Origin of the sequence: Orrella sp. JC864 (assembly GCF_037026685.1) — a bacterium.
Lineage (GTDB): Bacteria > Pseudomonadota > Gammaproteobacteria > Burkholderiales > Burkholderiaceae_B > Orrella.
In genome coordinates this window covers 1-21,431 of the sequence record NZ_JBANET010000011.1, presented here as the reverse complement: position 1 = coordinate 21,431, position 21,431 = coordinate 1, and the positions used below count along the sequence as shown (strand labels likewise).

Here is a 21,431-nt window from a genome sequence, read left to right as displayed (position 1 = left end):
CAGCGGCGCACGGGGGCGTGATGGCGCACCAGGCCCGCAAGCGTTTCGGCCAGCATTTCCTTGCCGACGAGTCGGTGATCGAGGCCATCGTGCGCGCCATCGCGCCGGCGCGCGGCGATCGCCTGGTCGAGATCGGGCCGGGCCTGTCGGCCCTGACGCGCCCCCTGCTCGAGCGCGCCGATACGCTGGTGGCCGTGGAAATCGACCGCGACCTGGCCGCGCGCCTGCGTGCCACCTATCCGGCCAGCCGGCTGGAGGTCGTCGAGGCCGACGCCCTGACCGTGGACTTCGGCCGTTTCGGCCAGCGCCTGCGCATCGTGGGCAACCTGCCCTACAACATTTCCAGCCCCTTGCTGTTTCACCTGGCGCAGTGCGCCGACCAGGTGTGCGACCAGCATTTCATGCTGCAGCGCGAGGTCATCGACCGCATGGTCGCGCGGCCCGGCTCGTCGGACTACGGCCGCCTGTCGGTCATGCTGCAGTCGCGCTACCGCATGAGCAAGCTGTTCGACGTGCCGCCCGAGGCCTTCGATCCGCCGCCGCGGGTGGTGTCCTCGGTGGTGCGCATGGTGCCGCTGCCGGCCGACCGGCCGCGCGCCAGCAGCGATGCCGCGCTTGAGCAGGTGGTGGCGCGCGCCTTCGCGCAGCGCCGCAAGATGCTGCGCCGCAGCCTGGGCGACTGGGCCGCCGACGTGGATTGGGCGGGCCTGGGCATCGATCCCACCGCGCGCGCCGAGGCGCTCTCGGTGGCGCAGTTCATCGCCCTGGCCGATGCGCTGGCCCAGGCCGGGCACGTGGGGCCGCAGCGGCCGCACAGCGCCGAGCTGGATCCGCTGCCTGATTGAGCGCCCGCTGCGGCCCGCAGCGGGCGGTTCAGAGCACGTGCTGGCGGCCGGCCAGCCACAGCTGCACGATGTCGCGGCTGCGTTCGGCCAGCAGGCGCTCGGTGTCGGCCAGCGCCTGCTCCAGCGTCATCGGACCGGACACCAGGCTGAAGGCGGCGTGGATGCCCGCCTCGTACAGCGCCTGGTAGCCCTGGCCCAGCGAGCCGGCCAGCGCCACCGTGGGCACGCCGGCCGCCTTGGCGATGGCGGCCACGCCCGCGGGCGTCTTGCCGTGCAGCGTCTGCGCGTCCATGCGGCCTTCGCCCGTGATGGCCAGGGCCGCGCCTTGCATGGCTTGCGCCAGGCCGCCCAGTTCGGCCACGATCTGCACGCCGGGACGGAACCGCGCCGACAGATAGGCATAGGCGCCAAAGCCCAGGCCGCCCGCGGCGCCCGCCCCGGGCTGCGCGCTGGCGTTGTGGCCCAGGTGCGCGGCGCTGAGTTGCGCAAAGCGCGATAGCGCCGCATCCAGTTCCTCGACTTGTCCGGGCGTGGCGCCTTTTTGCGGTCCGAAGACGTGCGCCGCGCCATGCGGGCCGCACAGCGGGTTGTTTACGTCCGAGGCGACGTCGATCTGCACCTGGGCCAGCCGCGGATCCAGCCCGCTGGCGTCGATGCGGTGCAGGCGGGCCAGCGCCGCGCCGCCGGGCGGCAAGTCCTTGCCTTGCTCGTCCAGCAGCTTCAGGCCCAGGGCGCGCAGCATGCCGGCGCCGCCGTCGGTGGTCGAGGAGCCGCCCAGTCCCAGGATGATGCGCCGCGCGCCGGCATCCAGGGCGGCGCGCATCAGCTGGCCCACGCCGTAGCTGCAGGCCTGGCCGGGGCGGCGCTCGGCGGGCTTGACCTGCTCGAGCCCGGCCGCCGAGGCCATCTCGATGACGGCGGTGGCCCCGGGCAGCCAGCCCCAGTCGGCCTGCTGCGGCTCGCCCAGCGCGCCGCGCACGCCGGTGCTGCGCCGCTCGCCGCCGGTGGCCGCCAGCACGGCGTCCACCGTGCCTTCGCCGCCGTCGGCCATGGGCACGCACACGATCTGCGCCCGCGGCGCGGCCTGGGCCACGCCGCGGGCGATGGCCTGCGCGACCTCGGCCGCGCCCAGGCTTTCCTTGAAGGAATCGGGGGCGATCAGGATCTTCATCAGGCCACCTTCAGGATCTTCATGCCGTTGGTGCCGCCGCTGTCGCGCGTCAGGTCGCCCTTGGTCAGGATCACCCAGTCGTCGGCCTTGATCAGACGGCGCTTCTTGAGCTCGTCGATGGCCGCGTCGCTGACTTCGGCCGGGTCCAGCGCGGCGGCGTCGAAGGGAATGGTGTAGACGCCGCGGAACAGGGCGGCGCGGTGCTGGGTCGAGGTGTGCGGGGTGAAGCAATAAATCGGCACGCCCGAGCGGATGCGCGACATGATCAGCGGCGTGCGGCCGCTTTCGGTCAGGCTGATGATGGCCTTCACGCCGGGGAAGTGGTTGGCCGCGTACATGGCCGACAGCGCGATGGTGTCGTCGCAGCGCGAGAAGGTCTCGCCCAGCCGGTGGTGCGAGCGCGTGCTGGTGGGGTGCTTCTCGGCGCCCAGGCATACGCGGGCCATGGCCTGCACGGCCTCGACCGGATAGCGGCCCGAGGCGCTTTCGGCCGAGAGCATCACGGCGTCGGTATAGTCCAGCACGGCGTTGGCCACGTCCGAGACCTCGGCGCGCGTGGGCAGGGGGCTGGAGATCATCGACTCCATCATCTGCGTGGCCGTGATCACCAGCTTGTTCAGGGTGCGCGCATGCTGGATGATGCGCTTCTGGATGCCTACCAGCTCGGCATCGCCCACTTCCACGCCCAGGTCGCCGCGTGCCACCATCACGCCGTCGCTGACGCGGATCAGGCTGTCCAGGGCCTCGTCATCGACCACCGCTTCGGCCCGCTCGATCTTGGCGATGATCCAGGCGTCGCTGCCGGCCTCGCGCAGCAGCGCGCGGGCCTCCTCGATGTCCTGGCCGTAGCGCGGGAACGATACCGCCACGTAGTCCAGCTGCAGCTCGGCCGCGACCTTGATGTCGGCCCGGTCCTTGTCGGTCAGGCTCGGCGCCGAGAGGCCGCCGCCGCGGCGGTTGATGCCCTTGTTGTTCGACAGCGGCCCGCCGACGGTGACGGTGGTATGCACCGCGTCGTCGGTCACCTCGTCCACTTGCAGCACGACGCGCCCGTCGTCCAGCAGCAGTTCGTCGCCGGGACGGCAGTCGTGCACCAGCTCGGGATAGTCGATGCCCACGACGCTGTCGTTGCCGGCGTCGTTGGGATGGCTGTTGGACAGCGTAAAGCGCTGTCCGGCCTGCAGCTCGACCTGCTTGTCGGCAAAGCGCGCGATGCGGATCTTGGGCCCTTGCAGGTCGCCCATCAGCGCCACGAAGCGGCCCTGCTCGGCCGCCAGGCGGCGGACCAGCTCGGCCCGCTGCCGGTGGTCGTCGGCGTTTCCGTGGGAAAAGTTCAGTCGGGCCACGTCCAGCCCGGCGGCGATAAGCGCCGAGATGCGCTCGGGACTGGAGCTGGACGGGCCCAGCGTGGCCACGATTTTCGTGCGCCGCAATGCCATGTGTTTGTCTCCTTGAGGTTTGCCGCCCGGGCCGCGCTGCCCCGTGGGGCGGCAAGCCGTGGCAGCCAGGGGCAGGGTGCCGGTGGTGCGACCCCCATCGTAACCAAATACAGCGGGCGCGGTGCGGTAAAGCGTTAATGCGCCGGCGGCCTAGCCGAAGAACCAATAGCAGACCAGCACGGCCGCGACCACGCCGGCCAGGTCGGCCAGCAGCGCGCAGCCCACCGCGTGGCGGGCGCGCTGGATGCCGACCGCGCCGAAATAGACCGCCAGCACGTAGAAGGTGGTCTCGGTGCTGCCTTGCACGGTGGCCGCCACCAGCGCCGGGAAGCTGTCCACGCCGAAATGCTGCATGGCCTCGATCAGCATCGCGCGGGCGGCGCTGCCCGAAAAAGGCTTGACCAGCGCGGTGGGCATGGCATCGACAAAGCGGGTGTCCAGTCCGGCCTGCGTGACCGCCCAGCGCAGGCCTTCCAGCGCGAAATCCAGCGCGCCCGAGGCGCGCAGCACCCCGACGGCGCACAGCATGGCCACCAGGTAGGGCAGCAGGCTCTTGGCGATGTCAAAGCCCTGCCGGGCGCCTTCGATGAAGGCGTCGTAGACCGCCACGCGCTTGAGCAGGCCGGCGACGAGAAAGGCGATCACGATGCCGAACAGCACCAGGTTGCCCGCCAGCGTGGACAGCGCCGAGAGCGCGGCGGCCGACAGGCCCGCCGCCACCGCCATGAAACCGCCCAGCAGCAGCGCCGCCCCGCCCAGCCAGGCCAGCACCACCGGATCGTGCAGCCTCAGGCGCTGCATCAAGGCCACCGAGAGCAGTGCCGCCAGCGAGGAGGCCGAGGTGGCCAGCAGGATGGGCAGGAAGACCAGCGCCGGGTCGGCCGCGCCTTGCTGCGCCCGGTACATGAAGATGGTCACCGGCAGCAGGGTCAGCGAGGACGCGTTCAGCGCCAGGAACAGGATCTGCGCGTTGGTGGCCGTGTCCGGGCGCGGGTTCAGCGTTTGCAGCTCGCGCATGGCGCGCAGGCCGATGGGCGTGGCGGCGTTGTCCAGGCCCAGCCCGTTGGCGGCGAAATTGAGCGTGATCAGGCCGATGGCAGGATGGCCGCGCGGCACCTCGGGCATCAGGCGGGCGAACAGCGGACCCAGCAGCCGGGCCAGCTTCTCGACCAGGCCGGCGGCCTCGGCGATGCGCAGAAAGCCCAGCCACAGCGTCAGCGTGCCGAACAGCAGCACCATCACCTCGACCGAGAGGCGGGCCATGTCGAACAGGCTGCCCACGATCTGCGCGAACACGTCGGCATCGCCCAGCGCCAGCCAGCGTATCAGGCCCGCCGCCGCGGCAATCAGGAAAAAGGCCAGCCAGAGGATATTGAGCATCGAATGCGCGCGCAGAAGATCAATGCGCACTTTACGACATGGCCGCCGCCCCTGCCAGCGCGGCGCAAGGCGCGGCTTTTCTGGTACCTTTGCCTTGGCTTGCCCGGCGCCGGGCGGCGGCGCGCGATGCCTGCGCGTTCAACGACGTTACTGAGCAGAAAGGAGAAGGATCATGGCTCGTAAATCCTTTCGCCGCGACACGCTGACGCGGCCGGTGTTCCGTTGGGCGCGCCAGTCCCTGCCCACCTTGTCCGATACCGAGCGCGAGGCCATCGACGCCGGCGACGTCTGGTGGGACGGCGACCTGTTCACCGGCAAGCCCGACTGGGCCAGCCTGCGCGCCATGCCGCCGGCGCGCCTGACCGACGAAGAGCAGGCCTTCATCGACGGGCCGGTCGCGCAACTGGGCGACATGCTCGACGAATGGCAGATCCAATGGGAGCTGCGCGACCTGCCGCCCGAAGCCTGGGCCTTCATCAAGCGGCACCGCTTCTTCGGCATGATCATTCCCAAGGAATACGGCGGGCTGGGCTTTTCGGCCAGCGCCCACTCCGAGGTCGTGCGCCGCCTGTCGCTGCGCTCGTCCACCGCCGCGGTCACCGTGATGGTGCCCAACTCGCTGGGACCGGGCGAGCTGCTCATGCAGTTCGGCACCGAGGAGCAGCGCCGCTACTGGCTGCCGCGCCTGGCCGAAGGCATAGAGGTGCCGTGCTTCGGCCTGACCAGCCCCGAGGCGGGCTCGGACGCCGCCGCCATGACCGATACCGGCGTGGTCTGCAGGCAGGTGGTGGACGGCCAGGAGGTGCTGGGCATCCGCCTGAACTGGCGCAAGCGCTACATCACCCTGGGTCCGGTGGCCACCGTGCTGGGCCTGGCTTTCAAGCTGAGCGACCCCGATCACCTGCTGGGCGAGCGCACCGAGATCGGCATCTCGGTGGCGCTGGTGCCCACCGATACGCCGGGCGTGAGCATCGGCAGGCGGCACCTGCCGGCCATGCAGATGTTCCAGAACGGCCCGAACGAAGGCAAGGACGTCTTCGTGCCCATCGATGCGCTGATCGGCGGGCCCGAGCGCGCCGGGCACGGCTGGCAGATGCTCATGAGCGCGCTGGCCGCCGGGCGCGGCATTTCCCTGCCTTCGCTGTCGGCCGCCGCGGTGTCCTTCTCGGCGCACACCAGCGGCGCCTATGCCCGCGTGCGCCAGCAGTTCGGCATTCCCATCGGCCGCTTCGAGGGCATCCAGGACCGCCTGGGCTTCCTGGCCGCCAGCAGCTACCAGATCGAGGCCGCGCGGCGGCTGACCTGCGCGGCGCTCGATCAGGGCCACAAGCCGGCCGTGATCTCGGCCATCATGAAATACCAGGCCACCGAGCGCATGCGCGCGGCCGTCAACGACGCCATGGACATCCATGCCGGCAAGGCGGTGATCGATGGGCCAGACAACTACCTGGGGGCGCTGTATCGCGCCATTCCCGTGAGCATCACGGTCGAGGGCGCCAATATCCTGACGCGCTGCCTGATCATCTTCGGGCAGGGCGCCATCCGCAGCCACCCCTTCCTGATGCAGGAAATCCTGGCGCTGGGCGATCGAGACACCGAGCGCGGCCTGGAGGACTTCGACGCCATCTTCTGGCGGCACGCCGGGCACAGCGCGCTCAACGGCTTGCGCGCCTGGGCCATGAGCTGGACCGCCGGGCTGGTCGGCCCGGCGCCGGCGGCCGGGCGGGTCAGCGGCCATTACCGGCAAATCACGCGTTACGCCTCGGCCTTCGCCCTGGTGGCCGAGGCGGCGCTGGGCATCCTGGGCGGTGCGCTCAAGCGCAAGGAAATGATCTCCGCGCGCCTGGGCGACGTGCTGTCCGAGCTCTATCTGCTTTCGGCCACGCTCAAGCGCTGGGAAGACGAAGGCCGGCACGAGGCCGACCTGCCGCTGGTGCACTGGTGCATGGCGCAGGGCGCGGCCAATATCGAGCGCAGCCTGGGCGAGGTGCTGGCCAACCTGCCCATGCGGCCCGTGGCCTGGCTGTTGCGCTTGCTGGTGCTGCCCCTGGGCCCGCGCCGCGGGCCTTCCGATGCGCTGACCCAGCGCTGCGCCGAGCTGCTGCTCGCGCCTTCGCCCACGCGCGACCGCATCGTCGGCGATATCTGGCAGCAGCGCGGCCATCCCGGCGTGATCAAGCTGGAGCATGCCTTCGAGCTGGTGTCCTCGCTGCAGCCGCTGTACGACCGGATGAAGGAGGCGGGCACCCGTGACTGGCGCCAGGCCCATGCGCGCGGGGCCATCAGCGACGAGCAGGCGGCCAAGCTGCAAGAGGCCGAAGCGGCGGTCGCGGCGGTGGTGGCGGTGGACGATTTCGCGCCCGAGGACCTCACCGGCCGGGCGCCGCCGCAAGGCTAGGCGCCCGGCGGCCGGTCAGGCCGGTCGGCTGCTCAGGCGGCCGAATCGTCGCCCGACTTCTTCTGGATGAACTCGATCTTGTAGCCGTCCGGGTCTTCCACGAAGGCGATGACGGTGGTGCCGTGCTTCATGGGGCCGGCCTCGCGCGTGACCTTGCCGCCCTTGGCCTTGACCTTCTCACAGGCCTGGTAGGCGTCGTCCACTTCCAGGGCGATGTGGCCGTAGCCGTTGCCCAGGTCGTATTTGTCGGTATCCCAGTTGTGGGTCAGCTCGATCACCGCGCCTTCGGACTCTTCCTGGTAGCCGACAAAGGCCAGCGTGAACTTGCCTTCGGGATAGTCCTTGCGGCGCAGCAGCCGCATGCCCAGCACGTGGGTGTAGAACTCCAGCGAACGTTCGAGGTTGCCGACGCGCAGCATGGTGTGAAGTAGGCGCATGGTCAGTTCCTTGGCTTGTTGCAAAACCGGGATTTTACCGGGCGCGCGTTACAGCAGCGGCACGTCGGACGGGTCGTGGCGGCGCAGCATATCGCGCGCGTCCTGGAAACCCGGCAGGATCTGCTCGACCTCGGCCCAGAAGTCGCGGCTGTGGTTCATCTCGCGCAGATGCGCCAGCTCGTGGGCGATCACATAGTCGATGATCTCGGGCGCGAAGTGGATCAGGCGCCAGTTCAGCATGATGCTGCCGTCGCTGTTGCACGAGCCCCAGCGCGTGGTGGCCGAGGACAGGCGCCAGCGCTTGACGGCCAGGCCGCTGCGCGCGCAGAAAAAGCGCAGCCGCGCGTCGAACCAGGCGGCCGCGCGGCGCTGCAGCCAGGCCTGGGCGCTGTCGCGCACGCGGGCATGGTCGGCCTCGGGCGGCAGGCCCAGCCACAGCACGTCGCCGTCCCGGGGGGCATCGGCCTGGCCGGCATAGACGGCCTGGCCGCCGCGCGCCGCGGCCGCGCCCGGCGGGGCCGCCGAGGGGTGGGCGCCGGGCTGCAGGACGATGCGCCGGCCCAGGTAGGGCAGTTCGCCGCCCGCCTGCCAGCGCGTATGGGCCATCGCCAGGCGCTCGCGGCGGGCATGCCACTCGCGCAGCTTGGACAGGATCCAGCGCGATTTCTCGCGCACCGCCTCGTCGATCTGTCCCAGCGTGACCCAGTTCGGGGCGGTTACGCGCAAGCCGTCGTCGCCGATGACAAAGCCGATGCTGCGCCGGCGCGAGCGCAGCAGCACGTAGCCGATGGGCTGCTGCTCGGTGGCCGTCTCGCGCCAGCGCGCGCCCGGCGGCAGCGAAGGCGGGCAGGGCGTGACAATGCGCGGCGCGGCCGGCTTGGGCGCAAGCGGGGCGGCAGGCGGCACGTCCCGGGCCGCGTCGAACAAGTCCAGCTGCCGCGCCGCCTGGTTCATTGCCGATAGTGCTCCGGATTCAGGCGCCGCATCTCGCCTTCGATCCAGCCTTCGACCCTGGCGTTGATTTCCTCGGGCGTCAGTCCCTCGGGATGGATCAGCGGACCGATGGAGACCGTGACCAGCCCGGGCCGCTTGATGAACGCATTGCGCGCCCAGCAGCTGCCGGCGTTGACGGCCACGGGGATGATGGGCGCGCCGGTGCGCGCGGCCAGCCGCGCCCCGCCCAGCTTGTAGCGCCCGGCCTGCCCGACCGGCACGCGGGTGCCCTCCGGGAACAGGATGGGCCAGCGCCCTTCCTGCAGGCGCAGCAGGCCCGAGGCCACGACCTGCTCGAAGGCATCGCGCCCGCGCGAGCGGTCGATGGGGATCATGCGCAGCAGCGCCAGCCCCCAGCCGAAGAAGGGCACGCGGTGCAGCTCCTTCTTGTAGACGAAGCACACCTGGCGCGGCATATGGGAGGGAAAGAACAGCGTCTCCCAGGCCGACTGGTGCTTGGACAGCAGGATGGCCGGGCCGTCGGGCAGGTTTTCCTGGCCGATGACGCGCCAGCGGATGCCGCACAGCACCTTGGCGCCCCAGATCGCCAGGCGCGGCCAGCCCACCGTCAGGCGATAGCGCACGTCCTGCGGCGCGGGCGCCCACAGCAGGCAGGCGAAGGCATAGGGGATGACCGTCACGACCAGGAAGACGGCGTAGAGCAGGGAGCGGATGGCGTGCATGGTCAGCGGGCGGGAGTCAGCAGGGCGTCGGCCACGGCGGCCAGGTCCTGGCGGACCTGCGTGCCGGCCGGTAGGCCGTCCAGGCCTTGCGTCTTGCGGCCGTTGCCGGTCAGCACCAGCCAGGGCTGGCAGCCGGCCTGGGCGCAGGCCTGCAGGTCGCGCAGCGAATCGCCCACGGCCGGCACCCCGCGCAGGTCGATGTCGTAGCGCTTGGCGATCTGGTGGAACATGCCGGGCTTGGGCTTGCGGCAGTCGCAGCCGTCGTCCGGCCCGTGCGGGCACAGGAAAATGGCGTCCAGCTGCCCGCCCACGGCCGCCAGCTCGCGCCGCAGCTTCAGGTGCATGGCGTTGAGCGCGGCCATGTCGAACAGGCCGCGCGCCAGCCCGGACTGGTTGCTGGCCACCACGACCTTCCAGCCGGCGCGCGACAGGCGGGCGATGGCCTGCAGGCTGCCGGGCAGGGCCACCCACTCGTCCGGCGACTTGACGAAGTCGCTGCGGTCCTCGTTGATGACCCCGTCGCGGTCGACGATGACGAGCTTCACTGCGCCAGTCTCGACAGGTCGGCCACCTGGTTCATCAGCCGGTGCAGGCCGGCCAGCAGCGCCAGGCGGTTGGCGCGCACGGCCGGATCCTCGGCCATGACCATCACGTCGGCGAAGAAGGCGTCCACCGCGCCGCGGGCCTGGGCCAGCGTGCTCAGCGCCGCGCCGAAGTCGCCCGCCGCAAAGCAGGCGTCGGCCTGCGGCTGCAGCGTGGCCACCGCCTCGGCCAGGGCGCGTTCGGCCGGCTCGGCCAGCCTGGCGGCATCGACCTGGCCCGGCTCGCCCTCGACCTTCTTGAGCAGGTTGCCGATGCGCTTGTTGGCCGCGGCCAGGCTGGCCGCCTCGGGCATCGCCAGGAAGGCGGTGACCGCGCGCACCCGCGCGGCGGCCTGGTGCAGCGGCGGCTGCAGCGCGATCACGGCATCGACGGCGCTGCGCTCGTATTCGCCGGCCAGCTGGTTGCGCACGCGCTCGAACACGAACTCGCGCACCTCTTGCAGCACCGCGGGCGCGATGCGGCCCGCCCCGAAGCTGTCGGCCGCGGCCTGCAGCAGGCCTTCGAGGGTCAGCGGGCCGTTCTCGCTGGCGCGCAGCCAGCCACCCGCGGCCAGCTGCTCGAAGGCGCTGATCAGGCCTTGCGCGGCGCGGCGCAGGCCGAAGGGGTCGCGCTCGCCGGTGGGCGCCTGGCCGATGCTCCAGATGCCCACCAGGGTTTCGGCGCGCTCGGCGATGAACAGCACCGCCGGCGTGATGCTTTCGGCGGTGACCGGCTGCTCGATGCGGATGCGGTACTGGCCGCGCAGCGCGTCGACCACCTCGGCCGGTTCGCCATCGGCCGCCGCGTAGTAGGCGCCGATGATGCCTTGCAGCTCGGGAAACTCGCCCACCATGTTGGTGCCCAGGTCGGCCTTGGCCAGCAGCGCGGCGCGGTCGGCGTCGGCCTGGGCGCTGCCCAGCGTGCGCGCCACCTCGCGCGCCACCGCGCGCACGCGCTCGACGCGCTCGAGCTGCGTGCCCAGCTTGTTGTGGTAGACGATGCTGCCCAGTTGCGGCACGCGCTCGGCCAGCGGGGTCTTGCGGTCGGTCTCGAAGAAGAACTGCGCATCGGCCAGGCGCGGACGCACCACGCGCTGGTTGCCTTCGATGATGTTGTGCGGGTCGCGCGTGCTCATGTTGCTGACGATCAGGAAGCGGTGCGTCAGCGCGCCGCTGTCCGGGTCGAACAGCGGGAAGTATTTCTGGTTCAGCCGCATGGTCAGGATCAGGCATTCCTGCGGCACGTTAAGGAAACGCGGCTCGAACTGGCCGGCATAGACGGTGGGCCATTCGACCAGCGCCGTCACCTCGTCCAGCAGCGCCTCGACCTCCGGATCGCTGCCCAGCGTGGCGCCCAGGCGCGCGGCCTGCGTCTGCAGCTGCGCCTCGATGGTGGCGCGGCGCGTGCCGAAGGCGGCCACCACGTGGCATTGCTCGGCCAGCGTCAGCTCGTAGTCCTGGGCCTGGCGCAGCTCGATGGGCTGGCCCGACAGGAAGCGGTGGCCGTGCAGCAGGCGCCCGGCGGTCAGGCCCAGGGCGGTCACCGGCACCACCGAATCGCCGTGCAGCGCGATCAGCCCGTGGGCCGGCCGCACGAAGCGCACCGAGGTCACGCCGTCGGCAAGCTGGTAGCGCATCACCTTGGGGATGGGCAGGCCGGCCAGCGCGCCATCGAGCGCCTGCTGCAGGCCGTCGGCCAGCGCCACGCCGGGCGCGGTGCCGCGGGCCACCAGGTAGTCCTGCTTGCCGTCGGACTCGCGTGCCAGCGAGGCCGGATCGATGCCGGCCAGCCCCTTGGCGGCCAGCTTCTTCTGCAGGGCGGGCGTGGCGCTGCCGTCCTCGGCCAGGCCGATCTTGACCGGCATGAGCTTCTCGGCATATTGCTGGTCGGGCGCCTGGGTGCGCACCTGCGTGAGCAGCGCGGCCAGGCGGCGCGGCGTGGCGAAGGGCGTCACCTCGTTGCCTTCGGCCAGCAGGCCGCTGGCCGCCAGGCTGTCGCGCAGCCCCTGGGCAAAGGCCTGCCCCAGGCGGTTCAGCGCCTTGGGCGGCAGCTCTTCGGTGAACAGCTCGACCAGCAGGGGGCGGACCGCGCTCATCGTGCCACCTCCTGTGCGGCGGCCATGGGAAAGCCCAGGCGCTCGCGCGATTCGTAATAGGCCTGGGCCACCGAGCGGGCCAGGTTGCGGATGCGGCCGATGTAGGCGGCGCGCTCGGTCACACTGATCGCCCCGCGCGCATCCAGCAGGTTGAAGGTGTGCGCGGCCTTGAGCGTGGCCTCGTAGGCCGGCAGCGCCAGCGGCACGGCGATCAGGCGCTGCGCTTCGGCTTCGTAGTCGTTGAAATGGCTGAACAGCATGGGGGCCGAGGCCTGTTCGAAGTTGTAGGTCGACTGTTCCACCTCGTTCTGGTGGAACACGTCGCGGTAGAGGATGCGCCGCCCGCCCGGGCCGCCGTCGGTCCAGACCAGGTCGTAGACGCTTTCCACGCCTTGCAGGTACATGGCCAGGCGTTCCAGGCCGTAGGTGATCTCGCCGGTGGCCAGCGAGCAGTCCAGCCCGCCCACCTGCTGGAAATAGGTGAACTGCGTCACTTCCATGCCGTTGAGCCAGACCTCCCAGCCCAGCCCCCAGGCGCCCAGCGTGGGGTTTTCCCAGTCGTCCTCGACGAAACGGATGTCGTGCTCGGCCGGGTCTATCCCCAGGGCCTTGAGCGAACCGATGTAGGTCTCCAGGATGTCGGGCGGGGCCGGCTTGAGCACCACCTGGTACTGGTAGTAGTGCTGCAGGCGGTTGGGATTCTCGCCGTAGCGCCCGTCCTTGGGGCGGCGCGAGGGTTGCACGTAGGCCGCGCGCCAGGGCTCGGGCCCGATGGCGCGCAGGAAGGTGGCGGTGTGCGACGTCCCCGCGCCGACCTCCATGTCGTAGGGCTGCAGCAGGGCGCAGCCCTGTTTGTCCCAGTATTCCTGGAGCGTGAGGATGATTTGCTGAAAGGTGAGCATAGGGCCTCTAGGCGTATCGGCCAGGCCGGGGGCCGGCCGCGCGTCTGGCGTGGGCATGGAAAACCGGGCATTTTAACCGGCCCGGCCGGCGCAATGGTCGTATGATGCCTGCTTGCAGCAGCAAGTCTTATATAAAACCGAGCCGCCACGGCTCGCCCTGCGAAGGAGCGTGCATGTCCGAACTCATCAAGGTCGATATCGTCGACGGGATCCAGATCATCACCGTCAACCGTCCCGAGGCCAAGAACGCCATCAACCTGCAGACCGCGCAGCAGCTGGCCGCCGCGCTCGAGCAGATGGACGCGAGCCCGGACGTGCGCATCGGCATCCTGACCGGCGCGGGCGGCACCTTCTGCGCGGGCATGGACCTGAAGGCCTTCGCCCAGAAGGGCGAGCGGCCCTATGTCCAGGGGCGCGGCTTCGCCGGCCTGGCAGAGCATCCGCCGGCCAAGCCGCTGATCGCCGCGATCGAGGGCTACGCCCTGGCCGGCGGCTGCGAGATGGCCCTGGCCGCCGACCTGATCGTGGCCGCGCGCAACGCCCGCTTCGGGCTGCCCGAAGTCAAGCGCGGCCTGGTGCCCGGATCGGGCGGCATGCTGCGCCTGCCGCGGCGGGTGCCCTACCACGTGGCCATGGAGATCGTGCTGACCGGCGAGATGTTCGATGCCGAGCGCGCCCACGCCTGGGGCCTGGTCAACCGGCTGGCCGAACCGGGCCAGGCGCTCGAGGGCGCGCTGGCGCTGGCGCGCGTCATCGTCGAGAACGGCCCGCTGGCGGTGCAGACCGCCAAGCGCATCATCTCCCAATCGGGTGACTGGCCGCAGGACGCCATGTTCGACCGCCAGCGCCCGCTGATCGCCCATATCTTCACTTCCGCCGACGCCAAGGAAGGCGCCACCGCCTTCGCCGAGAAGCGCAAGCCGGTCTGGCAAGGCAAATAAAACTAAACTTTCTTCCTTTCCCTTTTTCTTCCTGCCCAACACCATGTCCGTCGTCATCAAAGAAGAAGATCTCATCCAGTCCATCGCCGATGGGGTCCAGTTCATCAGCTACTACCATCCCGTGGACTACATCCGCCACCTGGCGCGCGCCTACGAGCGCGAGCAAAGCCCGGCCGCGCGCGACGCCATGGCCCAGATCCTGACCAACTCGCGCATGTGCGCCGAGGGCAAGCGCCCGCTGTGCCAGGACACCGGCATCGTCAACGTGTTCCTGAAGATCGGCATGGACGTGCGCTTCGATACGCGGCGCAGCCTGCAGGAGCTGTGCGACGAAGGCGTGCGGCGCGGCTACACCAACCCCGACAACCCGCTGCGCGCATCCGTCCTGGACGATCCGCTGTTCGCCCGCAAGAACACGCGCGACAACACGCCCTGTATCCTGCACGTCGAACTGGTGCCCGGCGCCACGGTCGACGTGCAGATCGCTTCCAAGGGCGGCGGCTCGGAAAACAAGTCCAAGTTCGTCATGCTCAATCCGAGCGATTCGCTGGTGGACTGGGTGCTCAAGACCGTGCCCACCATGGGCGCGGGCTGGTGCCCGCCGGGCATGCTGGGCATCGGCGTGGGCGGCACGGCCGAGAAGGCCATGCTCATGGCCAAGCAGTCGCTGATGGAAGACATCGACATGTACGAACTGCTCGAGCGCGGCCCGCAGAACAAGCTCGAAGAACTGCGCATCGAGCTGTACGAGAAGGTCAACGCGCTGGGCATCGGCGCGCAGGGTCTGGGCGGCCTGACCACCGTGCTGGACGTCAAGATCAATACCTTCCCCACCCATGCCGCCTCCAAGCCCGTGGCTATGATCCCCAACTGCGCCGCCACGCGCCATGCGCATTTCGTGCTGGACGGCTCGGGCCCGGCCCGGCTGGATCCGCCCTCGCTGTCCGAATGGCCCGAGGTGCACTGGGCGCCCGACTACAACAAGTCCAAGCAGGTGAACCTGGACACGCTGACCCGCGAGGAAGTGGCCAGCTGGAAGCCCGGCCAGACCCTGCTGCTCTCGGGCAAGATGCTGACCGGCCGCGACGCGGCCCACAAGCGCATCCAGGACATGCTGGCCAAGGGCGAGCCGCTGCCGGTGGATTTCACCAACCGCGTCATCTACTACGTCGGCCCCGTGGATCCGGTGCGCGACGAGGTGGTCGGCCCGGCCGGCCCCACCACGGCCACGCGCATGGACAAGTTCACCGAGATGATGCTGGCCCAGACCGGCCTGATCTCCATGATCGGCAAGTCCGAGCGCGGCCCGGTGGCCATCGAGGCCATCAAGAAGCACGGCTCGGCGTACCTGATGGCCGTGGGCGGCGCGGCCTACCTGGTGTCCAAGGCCATCCGCACCGCCAAGGTGCTGGCCTTCGAGGACCTGGGCATGGAAGCGATCTACGAGTTCGAGGTCAAGGACATGCCGGTCACGGTGGCGGTCGATGCGCAGGGCGTCTCGGTGCACAGCACCGGCCCGCGGGAGTGGCAGGCCCGGATCGGCAAGATCCCCGTGGCAGCGGCCTGATCCGGCATGTCCGGTGATGCGGAAGGCGGGCTTGGGCCCGCCTTTTTTTGTTGTCGGGCCAGCTGTTTGCCGCCGCCTCAGTCCGGCAGCCGTTCGATGCGCTGTTCGCCGCATTCGGCCAGCCATAGCGCCAGCGGCCGTCCGTGCAGGGACAGCGCCGGCGCCAGCTCGGCCAGCGGCATCAATACGAAAGCCCGTTCGTGCATGCGCGGATGCGGCAGCACCAGGCGCTCGTGCGCCATGTCGCGGTCCCCGTACAGCAGCAGGTCCAGGTCCAGCGTGCGCGGCGCGTTGCGGTAGGGGCGGGTGCGGCCGTGGCGCCGCTCGATGTCCTGCAGCAGGTCCAGCAGCGGCAGGGGGGGCAGGCAGGTATGCAGCCGCGCCACCGCATTGATGAAGTCCGGCCCCTGGGCATCGACCGGGGCGCTGCGGTACAGGTGCGAAGCCTGGCAGGCGGCGATGCCGGGGCTGGCCGCCAGCTCGGCCAGGGCGGCCTTCAGGCTGGCCCGGGCATCGCCCAGGTTGGCGCCCAGTCCGATGTAGGCGGCGGTGTCCATGCGGGCGGGGCGCCGGACGGCTGCGCGCGGCCTATTCGCCCGCGGCCGGGCGGGCCGCTGGCCGGCGGCGCGGCCTGCGGCGGCGCCGGGCCGGCGCGTCCGGGTCGCGCGGTTCGTGGGCCAGCGCCTCGATCATGGCCGCGCGCGAGGCGTCGTCGTTGTCGGCCAGGTCCATCCACCATTGGGCCAGCACGCTGTCGAACTCGCCCGCCGCCGCGCGCAGCTGCAGGAAGTCGCAGGCCGCCCGGAAACGCGGCTGCTCGAGCATGCGCCAGGCGGCCTTGCCCTGGCGGCGCTCGAAGCGCGGCTGCATGAACCAGATCTCGCGCATGTCCGAGGCGTAGCGGCGCTGGATGGCCAGCTTGACGGTCTGCTCATCGAGCACCGAGTCGGCCGCTTGCATCAAGGCGGGGATGCTGTGCTCGCCTTGTTCGCACAGCTGCTTCCAGCGGTGTTCGACCTGTTGCCAGAGCAGGGCCGCGAACAGGAAGCTGGGGCTGACGTTCTTGCCGCCGCGCACGCGCGCATCGGTGCGCTCGAGCGCCAGCTCGACGAAGCGTTCGCCGCCGGGCTGCTCCAGGACCACGTCCAGCAGCGGCAGCAGCCCCTGGTGCAGGCCCTCGGCGCGCAGCTGGCGCAGGCTGTCCATCGCATGGCCGCAGGTCAGCAGCTTGAGCATTTCGTCGAACAGGCGCGAGGCCGGCACGTTGTTGATCAGCCCGGCCAGCTCCCGGATGGGCGCGCGCGTGTCAGGGTGCAGCGTGCCATTGAGCTTGGCGGCAAAGCGCACGGCGCGCAGCATGCGCACCGGGTCTTCGCGGTAGCGCGTGGCCGGGTCGCCGATCATGCGCACCACGCGGTTTTTCAGGTCCTGCACGCCGTCGTGATAGTCGATCACTTCTTCGGAAAGCGGATCGTAGTACAGGGCATTGATGGTGAAGTCGCGCCGGCGCGCGTCCTGCTCCTGGGTGCCGAAGACGTTGTCGCGCAGGATGCGGCCATGCTCGTCGGTCTCCTGCGTGGCCTCGGCCGGGGCGCGGTAGGTGGAGGTCTCGATGATCTCCTGGCCGAACACCACGTGCACCAGCTGGAAGCGCCGGCCGATGATGCGGGCGCGCCGGAACAGCGGGCGGGTCTGTTCCGGCGTGGCGTTGGTGGCCACGTCGAAGTCCTTGGGCTCCAGGCCCACGATCAGGTCGCGCACCGCGCCGCCCACGATGTAGGCGTCGTAGCCGTGCTGGCGCAGCACTTCGCAAACCTTGATGGCATGGCGCGAGACGTTGCGCCGGTCGATGCCGTGGCGCTCGCGCCCGATGCGCTGCGGGCCGCTGGGAGCGGGGCGCAGCAGGCGCGAGACGAAACGCTTGATGGTGTCGGTAATCATCAGGACTTGTAGTCTTCCAGTTCGCTGAACAGCGTCAATACCGGCCATCCGCGCGCCTGCGCGATCTCGAGCAGCGCCGGGCTGGGGTTGGCCGCCACCGGATGGCTGACGGCTTCGAGCAGGGGCAGGTCGTTGATCGAGTCGCTATAGAAGCGGCTCTGTTCGAAATCCCGCAGGCTGGCGCCCAGGCCCTGCAGCCAGGCCTGCACGCGGATCACCTTGCCGGCCTGGAAGCTGGGCGTGCCGGCGATGCGCCCGGTGTAGCGGTTGCCGACGAATTCCGGATCGGTGGCGATCAGGGTGGGCAGGCCGAAGGCCCGGGCGATCGGCGCGGTCACGAAGCTGTTGGTGGCGGTGACCAGCGCGCACAGCTCGCCGGCCTGCAGGTGGCGATCGACCAGTTCGCGGGCCTGCGCGGTGATGGCCGGCTCGATGACCTCGGCCATGAATTCCTGGTGCCAGGCCTGCAGCACCTGCGGATCGTGGCCGGCCAGCAGGCCCAGCATGAACTCGGCGGCCTGCTCGGCGGTCAGGCGCCCTTCGTTGTAGCGCAGCATCAGCTCGTCGTTGCGCCGGCGCGCCTCCACGGGGTCGCCGGCCCGGCCGGTGCGGGCCAGGAAGTCGGCCCATTGGTAGTCGCTGTCCAGCGGCAGCAGCGTGTGGTCCAGATCGAAAAGGGCGAGCCTGTTGGGGAGTGTCATTGTCGGGTCGAGGCTTCTTGGTCTGCAAGCATGGCGCGCAGCATCGGGATGGTGATGGCGCGCCCGGTCGCCAGCGAATAGCGGTCCAGCGCGTCGAGCAGGCTGGCCAGCCGCCGCATGTCGCGTTCGTAGCGGGTCAGGATCCAGTTCAGGACTTCGGGCCCCAGTTGCAGGCCCCGCTGGCCGGCCTGCAGGGTCAGGGCGGCCAGCTTGTCCGTGTCGGACAGCAGTTCCAGGCGAAACACCAGGTCCCAGCCCAGCCGGGTGCGCAGGTCTTCGCGCAGGGCCAGCGCCATGGGCGCGCGATCGCCGGCCACGGCCAGCGCGAAGGCGCGGTCCGAGGCCGCCGATTCGCGCCAGCGATTGTACAGGGCGAACAGGGCGGCCTGCTGCGCGGCATCGAGCCGGTGCACGTCGTCGACCGCGACCAGCGACGGCGCCGGGCCGGTTTCGGGCGCGGCCTCGGCCAATTCGGCCGGGGCCGCAGAGGCATCGAGATAGCGGGCGCCGGCCCGCATGCCCGCGGCGCGCAGCAGGTGGCTGCGTCCGCACCCGGCCGGGCCCCAGAAGTAGGCCGCCCGCCCCGGGCGCAGGGCGCGCAGCCCTTCGAGGGCGGCGGCGTTGGGGCCGGCGACGAAGTTCTCCAGCGAGGGCGCGGGTTCGGGCAGCACGTCAAGCAGGAGCTGGCGATTCATGCCGGCCTCCGCTTGCCCACCGTGGCGGGGCGACCCGCGAGCCCCGGCCTGGGCGGCTGCGTCGGCCGGTAAGGCTGGGCAATGAGTGGGGTCATCGTAAAATACGCGTGCTGTCCGTCCAAAACCCCGCGATTGTCACATACCTCACGGCTTTTTTCTCATGACCAAACCTTCCTCGGCTCCCCTGAACTACCGCGACGCCGGCGTGGACATCGATGCGGGCGACGCCCTGGTCGATCGCATCAAGCCCCTGGCCGCGCGCACCCTGCGCCCCGGGGTCATGGCGGGCATCGGCGGCTTCGGCGCCCTGTTCGAGGTGCCCCGGCATTATCGCGAGCCCGTGCTGGTCTCGGGTACCGACGGCGTGGGCACCAAGCTCAAGCTGGCCTTCGACTGGAACCGCCACGACACGGTGGGCATCGACCTGGTGGCCATGAGCGTGAACGATATCCTGGTGCAGGGCGCCGAACCCCTGTTCTTCCTGGATTACTTCGCCTGCGGCAAGCTGTCGGTCGACACGGCCGCGGCCGTGGTCGGCGGCATCGCCCGCGGCTGCGAGCTGGCCGGCTGCGCGCTGATCGGCGGCGAGACCGCCGAGATGCCGGGCATGTACCCGGAAGGCGAATACGACCTGGCCGGCTTCGCGGTGGGCGCGGTCGAGAAATCGCGCATCATCGACGGCAAGTCCATCGTGCCGGGCGATGCCGTGCTGGGCCTGGCCTCCAGCGGCGCGCATTCGAACGGCTATTCGCTGCTGCGCAAGATCATCGAACGGGCCGGCGCGCGTCCCGAACAGGATTTCCACGGCAAGCCGCTGGTCGAGACGGTGATGGCGCCCACCCGCATCTACGTCAAGCAGGTGCTGGCGGCGCTGGCCCGCCACGGCGCGGCCATCAAGGGCCTGGCCCACATCACCGGCGGCGGCCTGCTGGACAACGTGCCGCGCATCCTGCAGCCCGGCTTGCAGGCGCGCCTGCAGCGCGACGCCTGGCGCATGCCCGAGCTGTTCTCCTGGCTGCAGCAGGAGGGCGGGGTGGCCGACGAGGAAATGCACCGCGTCTTTAACTGCGGCATCGGCATGGTCGTCGTGGTGCCGGCCGACCAGGCCGACGCCGTGGCGGCCACCTTGCGCGAACAGGGCGAGACCGTCAGCCTGATCGGCGAGATCGCCGAATGCCCGGCGGGCCAGCCGCAAACCGTGGTCCGCTAGGCCGCCGGGCCGGGGGCCTGCGCACCGGCCGCGCGACTTGCGGGGGCGCGGGCCGCGAGGCAGAATCGGGGCCGTGCTCTAGCCTTGCAGGAGGTCAGTCATGCATATCCTGGTGGTCGGCGGTACCGGCTTCATCGGCCAGCATCTGGCGGGCAAGCTATGCGCCCAGGGGCACAAGGTCACGATCCCTACCCGCGCCTACGGGCGCGCCCGCGACCTGCTGGTGTATCCCACCGCCACCGTGCTGCAGGCCGACGTGCATGACGAGGCCGTCATCGACCGTCTCATGGCCCGCCAGCAGGCGGTGATCAACCTGGTCGGCATTCTGCACAGCCGGCCCGGCAAGCCCTACGGCCCTGACTTCGAACGCGCCCATGTGCAGCTGCCGCGCAAGCTGGCCCAGGCCGCGTGCCGCCACGGCGTGGCGCGGCTGCTGCATGTCAGCGCCCTGGGCGCCGATCCGGCCGCCCCCAGCATGTACCTGCGCTCGAAGGCCGACGGCGAGGCCGCCATCCGGGCCGCCTACCAGGCGGCGGCCGGTGCGGGCGAGGCGCCCGGCACCTACACGCTGTTTCGCCCGAGCGTGGTGTTCGGGCCGCAGGACAACTTCCTGAACCTGTTTGCCCGCCTGGCGCGCTGGTTCCCGGTGCTGCCCGTGGGCGGGGCCGACGCGCGCATGCAGCCCGTGCATGTGGACGACGTGGCCCGCGCCATCCTGAACGCCTTGACGCTGCCCTCGGCCGCCGGCGCCACCTACGAACTGGCGGGCCCGGACGTGCTGACCCTGCGCGAACTGGTGGCGCTGGCCGCGCGGGCCAGCGGCCGTCCGCGCCCGGTGCTCGGCCTGCCCGACGGGCTGGCGCGCCTGCAGGCGCTGTTCTTCGAGTGCCTGCCGGGCCAGCCGCTGATGACGCGGGACAACCTGGATTCGCTGAAGGCCGATAACGTGGCTTCGCGCGGTATCGCGTCCGAACTGGGGGTGGTGCCTACACCGGTGGCGGCGGCTGTGGGGTATTTGAGGCGGTGAGGTGGGGGGCGTGTTGGGATGTGGTGGTTTAGGGTGCGGCCGGTTGACGTCTGTTTGGGCACGTTCGCTTGAAGATGTCCGTTTGACGTCCGTTTGAACACGTCCGCCAAGGCCGGTCGGGGCGTCGGGCGATGCCGTCGCCGTGCGGCGCGGTTGCGCCGCGCCCGGCGCCAGAAATCGCCCGCCACCCCGCCCGGCCTCGGCGGACTGCGTAGTCTGGATGTGTTCCGGCGCTGGAGACGGAGTCGTTCTTGCCTGCTTGCCCCACGGCGCTTGAAAAGAGAAAGATCTTGCGGTGCCGCTCAAGCGGGGCGCGCAGGCGCCCCTTCTTTCGCATTCGACCGCTGATTTTGAGGGGGAGGGGCGGTGGGGCAGGGCCGAAGATTTCAGGATTGTGAGAGGCGTGGCATGCGTAAGAGCGGGC

19 protein-coding genes are annotated in these 21,431 nt (G+C 70.4%); 6 read left to right on the top strand and 13 right to left on the bottom strand.

Going from position 1 to position 21,431, the window contains the following annotated elements:
* The first annotated feature begins 17 nt into the window (after positions 1-17).
* Positions 18-845, top strand: coding sequence for a 16S rRNA (adenine(1518)-N(6)/adenine(1519)-N(6))-dimethyltransferase RsmA (gene rsmA, locus V8Z80_RS11650; protein WP_336062074.1), 828 nt, complete (start codon positions 18-20; stop codon positions 843-845).
* A 28-nt stretch (positions 846-873) separates the two neighbouring features.
* On the opposite strand, the gene V8Z80_RS11645 is transcribed toward rsmA, so the two are convergent.
* From V8Z80_RS11645 to V8Z80_RS11635, 3 genes are all read right to left on the bottom strand, one after another.
* Positions 874-2,016, bottom strand: coding sequence for a glycerate kinase (locus tag V8Z80_RS11645; protein ID WP_336062073.1), 1,143 nt, complete (start codon positions 2,014-2,016; stop codon positions 874-876).
* Entirely contained in the window at positions 2,016-3,455 is a 1,440-nt protein-coding gene (gene pyk, locus V8Z80_RS11640; protein WP_155193050.1) for a pyruvate kinase, read from the bottom strand. Before pyk ends, V8Z80_RS11645 begins: the two co-directional genes overlap by 1 nt.
* A gap of 150 nt (positions 3,456-3,605) precedes the next feature.
* A complete protein-coding gene (locus tag V8Z80_RS11635; RefSeq protein WP_155193196.1) occupies positions 3,606-4,835 on the bottom strand; it encodes a nucleoside recognition domain-containing protein in 1,230 nt (409 codons plus the stop codon).
* A 172-nt stretch (positions 4,836-5,007) separates the two neighbouring features.
* Here V8Z80_RS11635 and V8Z80_RS11630 point away from each other — a divergent pair, with 172 nt between their 5' ends.
* A complete protein-coding gene (locus V8Z80_RS11630; RefSeq protein WP_155193049.1) occupies positions 5,008-7,233 on the top strand; it encodes an acyl-CoA dehydrogenase in 2,226 nt (741 codons plus the stop codon).
* Positions 7,234-7,265: 32 nt separating this feature from the next.
* Here the strand turns inward: V8Z80_RS11630 and gloA are convergent, their stop codons facing one another.
* From gloA to glyQ, 6 genes are read right to left on the bottom strand one after another with little or no spacing between them, the layout of a single operon-like run.
* Positions 7,266-7,670, bottom strand: coding sequence for a lactoylglutathione lyase (gloA, locus tag V8Z80_RS11625; RefSeq protein WP_155193047.1), 405 nt, complete (start codon positions 7,668-7,670; stop codon positions 7,266-7,268).
* Between the two features lie 48 nt (positions 7,671-7,718).
* Positions 7,719-8,624: a M48 family metallopeptidase gene (locus V8Z80_RS11620; RefSeq protein WP_155193046.1), complete on the bottom strand. Its 906-nt coding sequence runs from the start codon at positions 8,622-8,624 to the stop codon at positions 7,719-7,721.
* Entirely contained in the window at positions 8,621-9,346 is a 726-nt protein-coding gene (locus V8Z80_RS11615; RefSeq protein ID WP_336062072.1) for a lysophospholipid acyltransferase family protein, read from the bottom strand. Before V8Z80_RS11615 ends, V8Z80_RS11620 begins: the two co-directional genes overlap by 4 nt.
* 2 nt (positions 9,347-9,348) lie before the next feature.
* Positions 9,349-9,891, bottom strand: coding sequence for a D-glycero-beta-D-manno-heptose 1,7-bisphosphate 7-phosphatase (gene gmhB / locus V8Z80_RS11610; protein ID WP_336062071.1), 543 nt, complete (start codon positions 9,889-9,891; stop codon positions 9,349-9,351).
* Complete coding sequence (gene glyS / locus V8Z80_RS11605) at positions 9,888-12,023, bottom strand: glycine--tRNA ligase subunit beta (RefSeq protein WP_336062070.1); 2,136 nt, start codon at positions 12,021-12,023, stop codon at positions 9,888-9,890. The genes gmhB and glyS overlap by 4 nt, the downstream gene beginning before the upstream one ends.
* Positions 12,020-12,925 (bottom strand): glycine--tRNA ligase subunit alpha, encoded by a 906-nt coding sequence (glyQ, locus tag V8Z80_RS11600; protein WP_155193041.1) that lies wholly within the window; start codon positions 12,923-12,925, stop codon positions 12,020-12,022. The genes glyS and glyQ overlap by 4 nt, the downstream gene beginning before the upstream one ends.
* Before the next feature lie 173 nt (positions 12,926-13,098).
* Between glyQ and V8Z80_RS11595 the strand changes: the two genes are divergently transcribed.
* The gene (locus tag V8Z80_RS11595; RefSeq protein WP_155193039.1) at positions 13,099-13,866 is read left to right on the top strand and encodes a crotonase/enoyl-CoA hydratase family protein; all 768 of its coding nucleotides are present in this window, start codon (positions 13,099-13,101) and stop codon (positions 13,864-13,866) included.
* 43 nt (positions 13,867-13,909) lie between these two features.
* Positions 13,910-15,433: a fumarate hydratase gene (locus V8Z80_RS11590; protein ID WP_336062069.1), complete on the top strand. Its 1,524-nt coding sequence runs from the start codon at positions 13,910-13,912 to the stop codon at positions 15,431-15,433.
* Between the two features lie 77 nt (positions 15,434-15,510).
* Here V8Z80_RS11590 and V8Z80_RS11585 read toward each other — a convergent pair whose 3' ends face one another.
* From V8Z80_RS11585 to hda, 4 genes are read right to left on the bottom strand one after another with little or no spacing between them, the layout of a single operon-like run.
* Positions 15,511-15,990, bottom strand: a complete 480-nt coding sequence (locus tag V8Z80_RS11585) for a 2-amino-4-hydroxy-6-hydroxymethyldihydropteridine diphosphokinase (RefSeq protein ID WP_336062068.1) — start codon at positions 15,988-15,990, stop codon at positions 15,511-15,513.
* 31 nt (positions 15,991-16,021) lie between these two features.
* Complete coding sequence (gene pcnB / locus V8Z80_RS11580) at positions 16,022-17,374, bottom strand: polynucleotide adenylyltransferase PcnB (RefSeq protein ID WP_155193034.1); 1,353 nt, start codon at positions 17,372-17,374, stop codon at positions 16,022-16,024.
* Complete coding sequence (locus V8Z80_RS11575) at positions 17,374-18,075, bottom strand: HAD family hydrolase (RefSeq protein ID WP_155193032.1); 702 nt, start codon at positions 18,073-18,075, stop codon at positions 17,374-17,376. The genes pcnB and V8Z80_RS11575 overlap by 1 nt, the downstream gene beginning before the upstream one ends.
* Positions 18,072-18,770, bottom strand: coding sequence for a DnaA regulatory inactivator Hda (gene hda, locus V8Z80_RS11570; RefSeq protein WP_155193030.1), 699 nt, complete (start codon positions 18,768-18,770; stop codon positions 18,072-18,074). The genes V8Z80_RS11575 and hda overlap by 4 nt, the downstream gene beginning before the upstream one ends.
* A 160-nt stretch (positions 18,771-18,930) precedes the next feature.
* Between hda and purM the strand changes: the two genes are divergently transcribed.
* Together purM and V8Z80_RS11560 are read left to right on the top strand one after the other, a co-directional pair.
* On the top strand, positions 18,931-19,980 hold the full coding sequence (gene purM, locus V8Z80_RS11565) for a phosphoribosylformylglycinamidine cyclo-ligase (RefSeq protein ID WP_336062067.1): 1,050 nt from the start codon (positions 18,931-18,933) through the stop codon (positions 19,978-19,980).
* A gap of 100 nt (positions 19,981-20,080) precedes the next feature.
* A complete protein-coding gene (locus tag V8Z80_RS11560) occupies positions 20,081-21,007 on the top strand; it encodes a complex I NDUFA9 subunit family protein (protein WP_336062066.1) in 927 nt (308 codons plus the stop codon).
* The last annotated feature ends 424 nt before the right edge of the window (positions 21,008-21,431 follow it).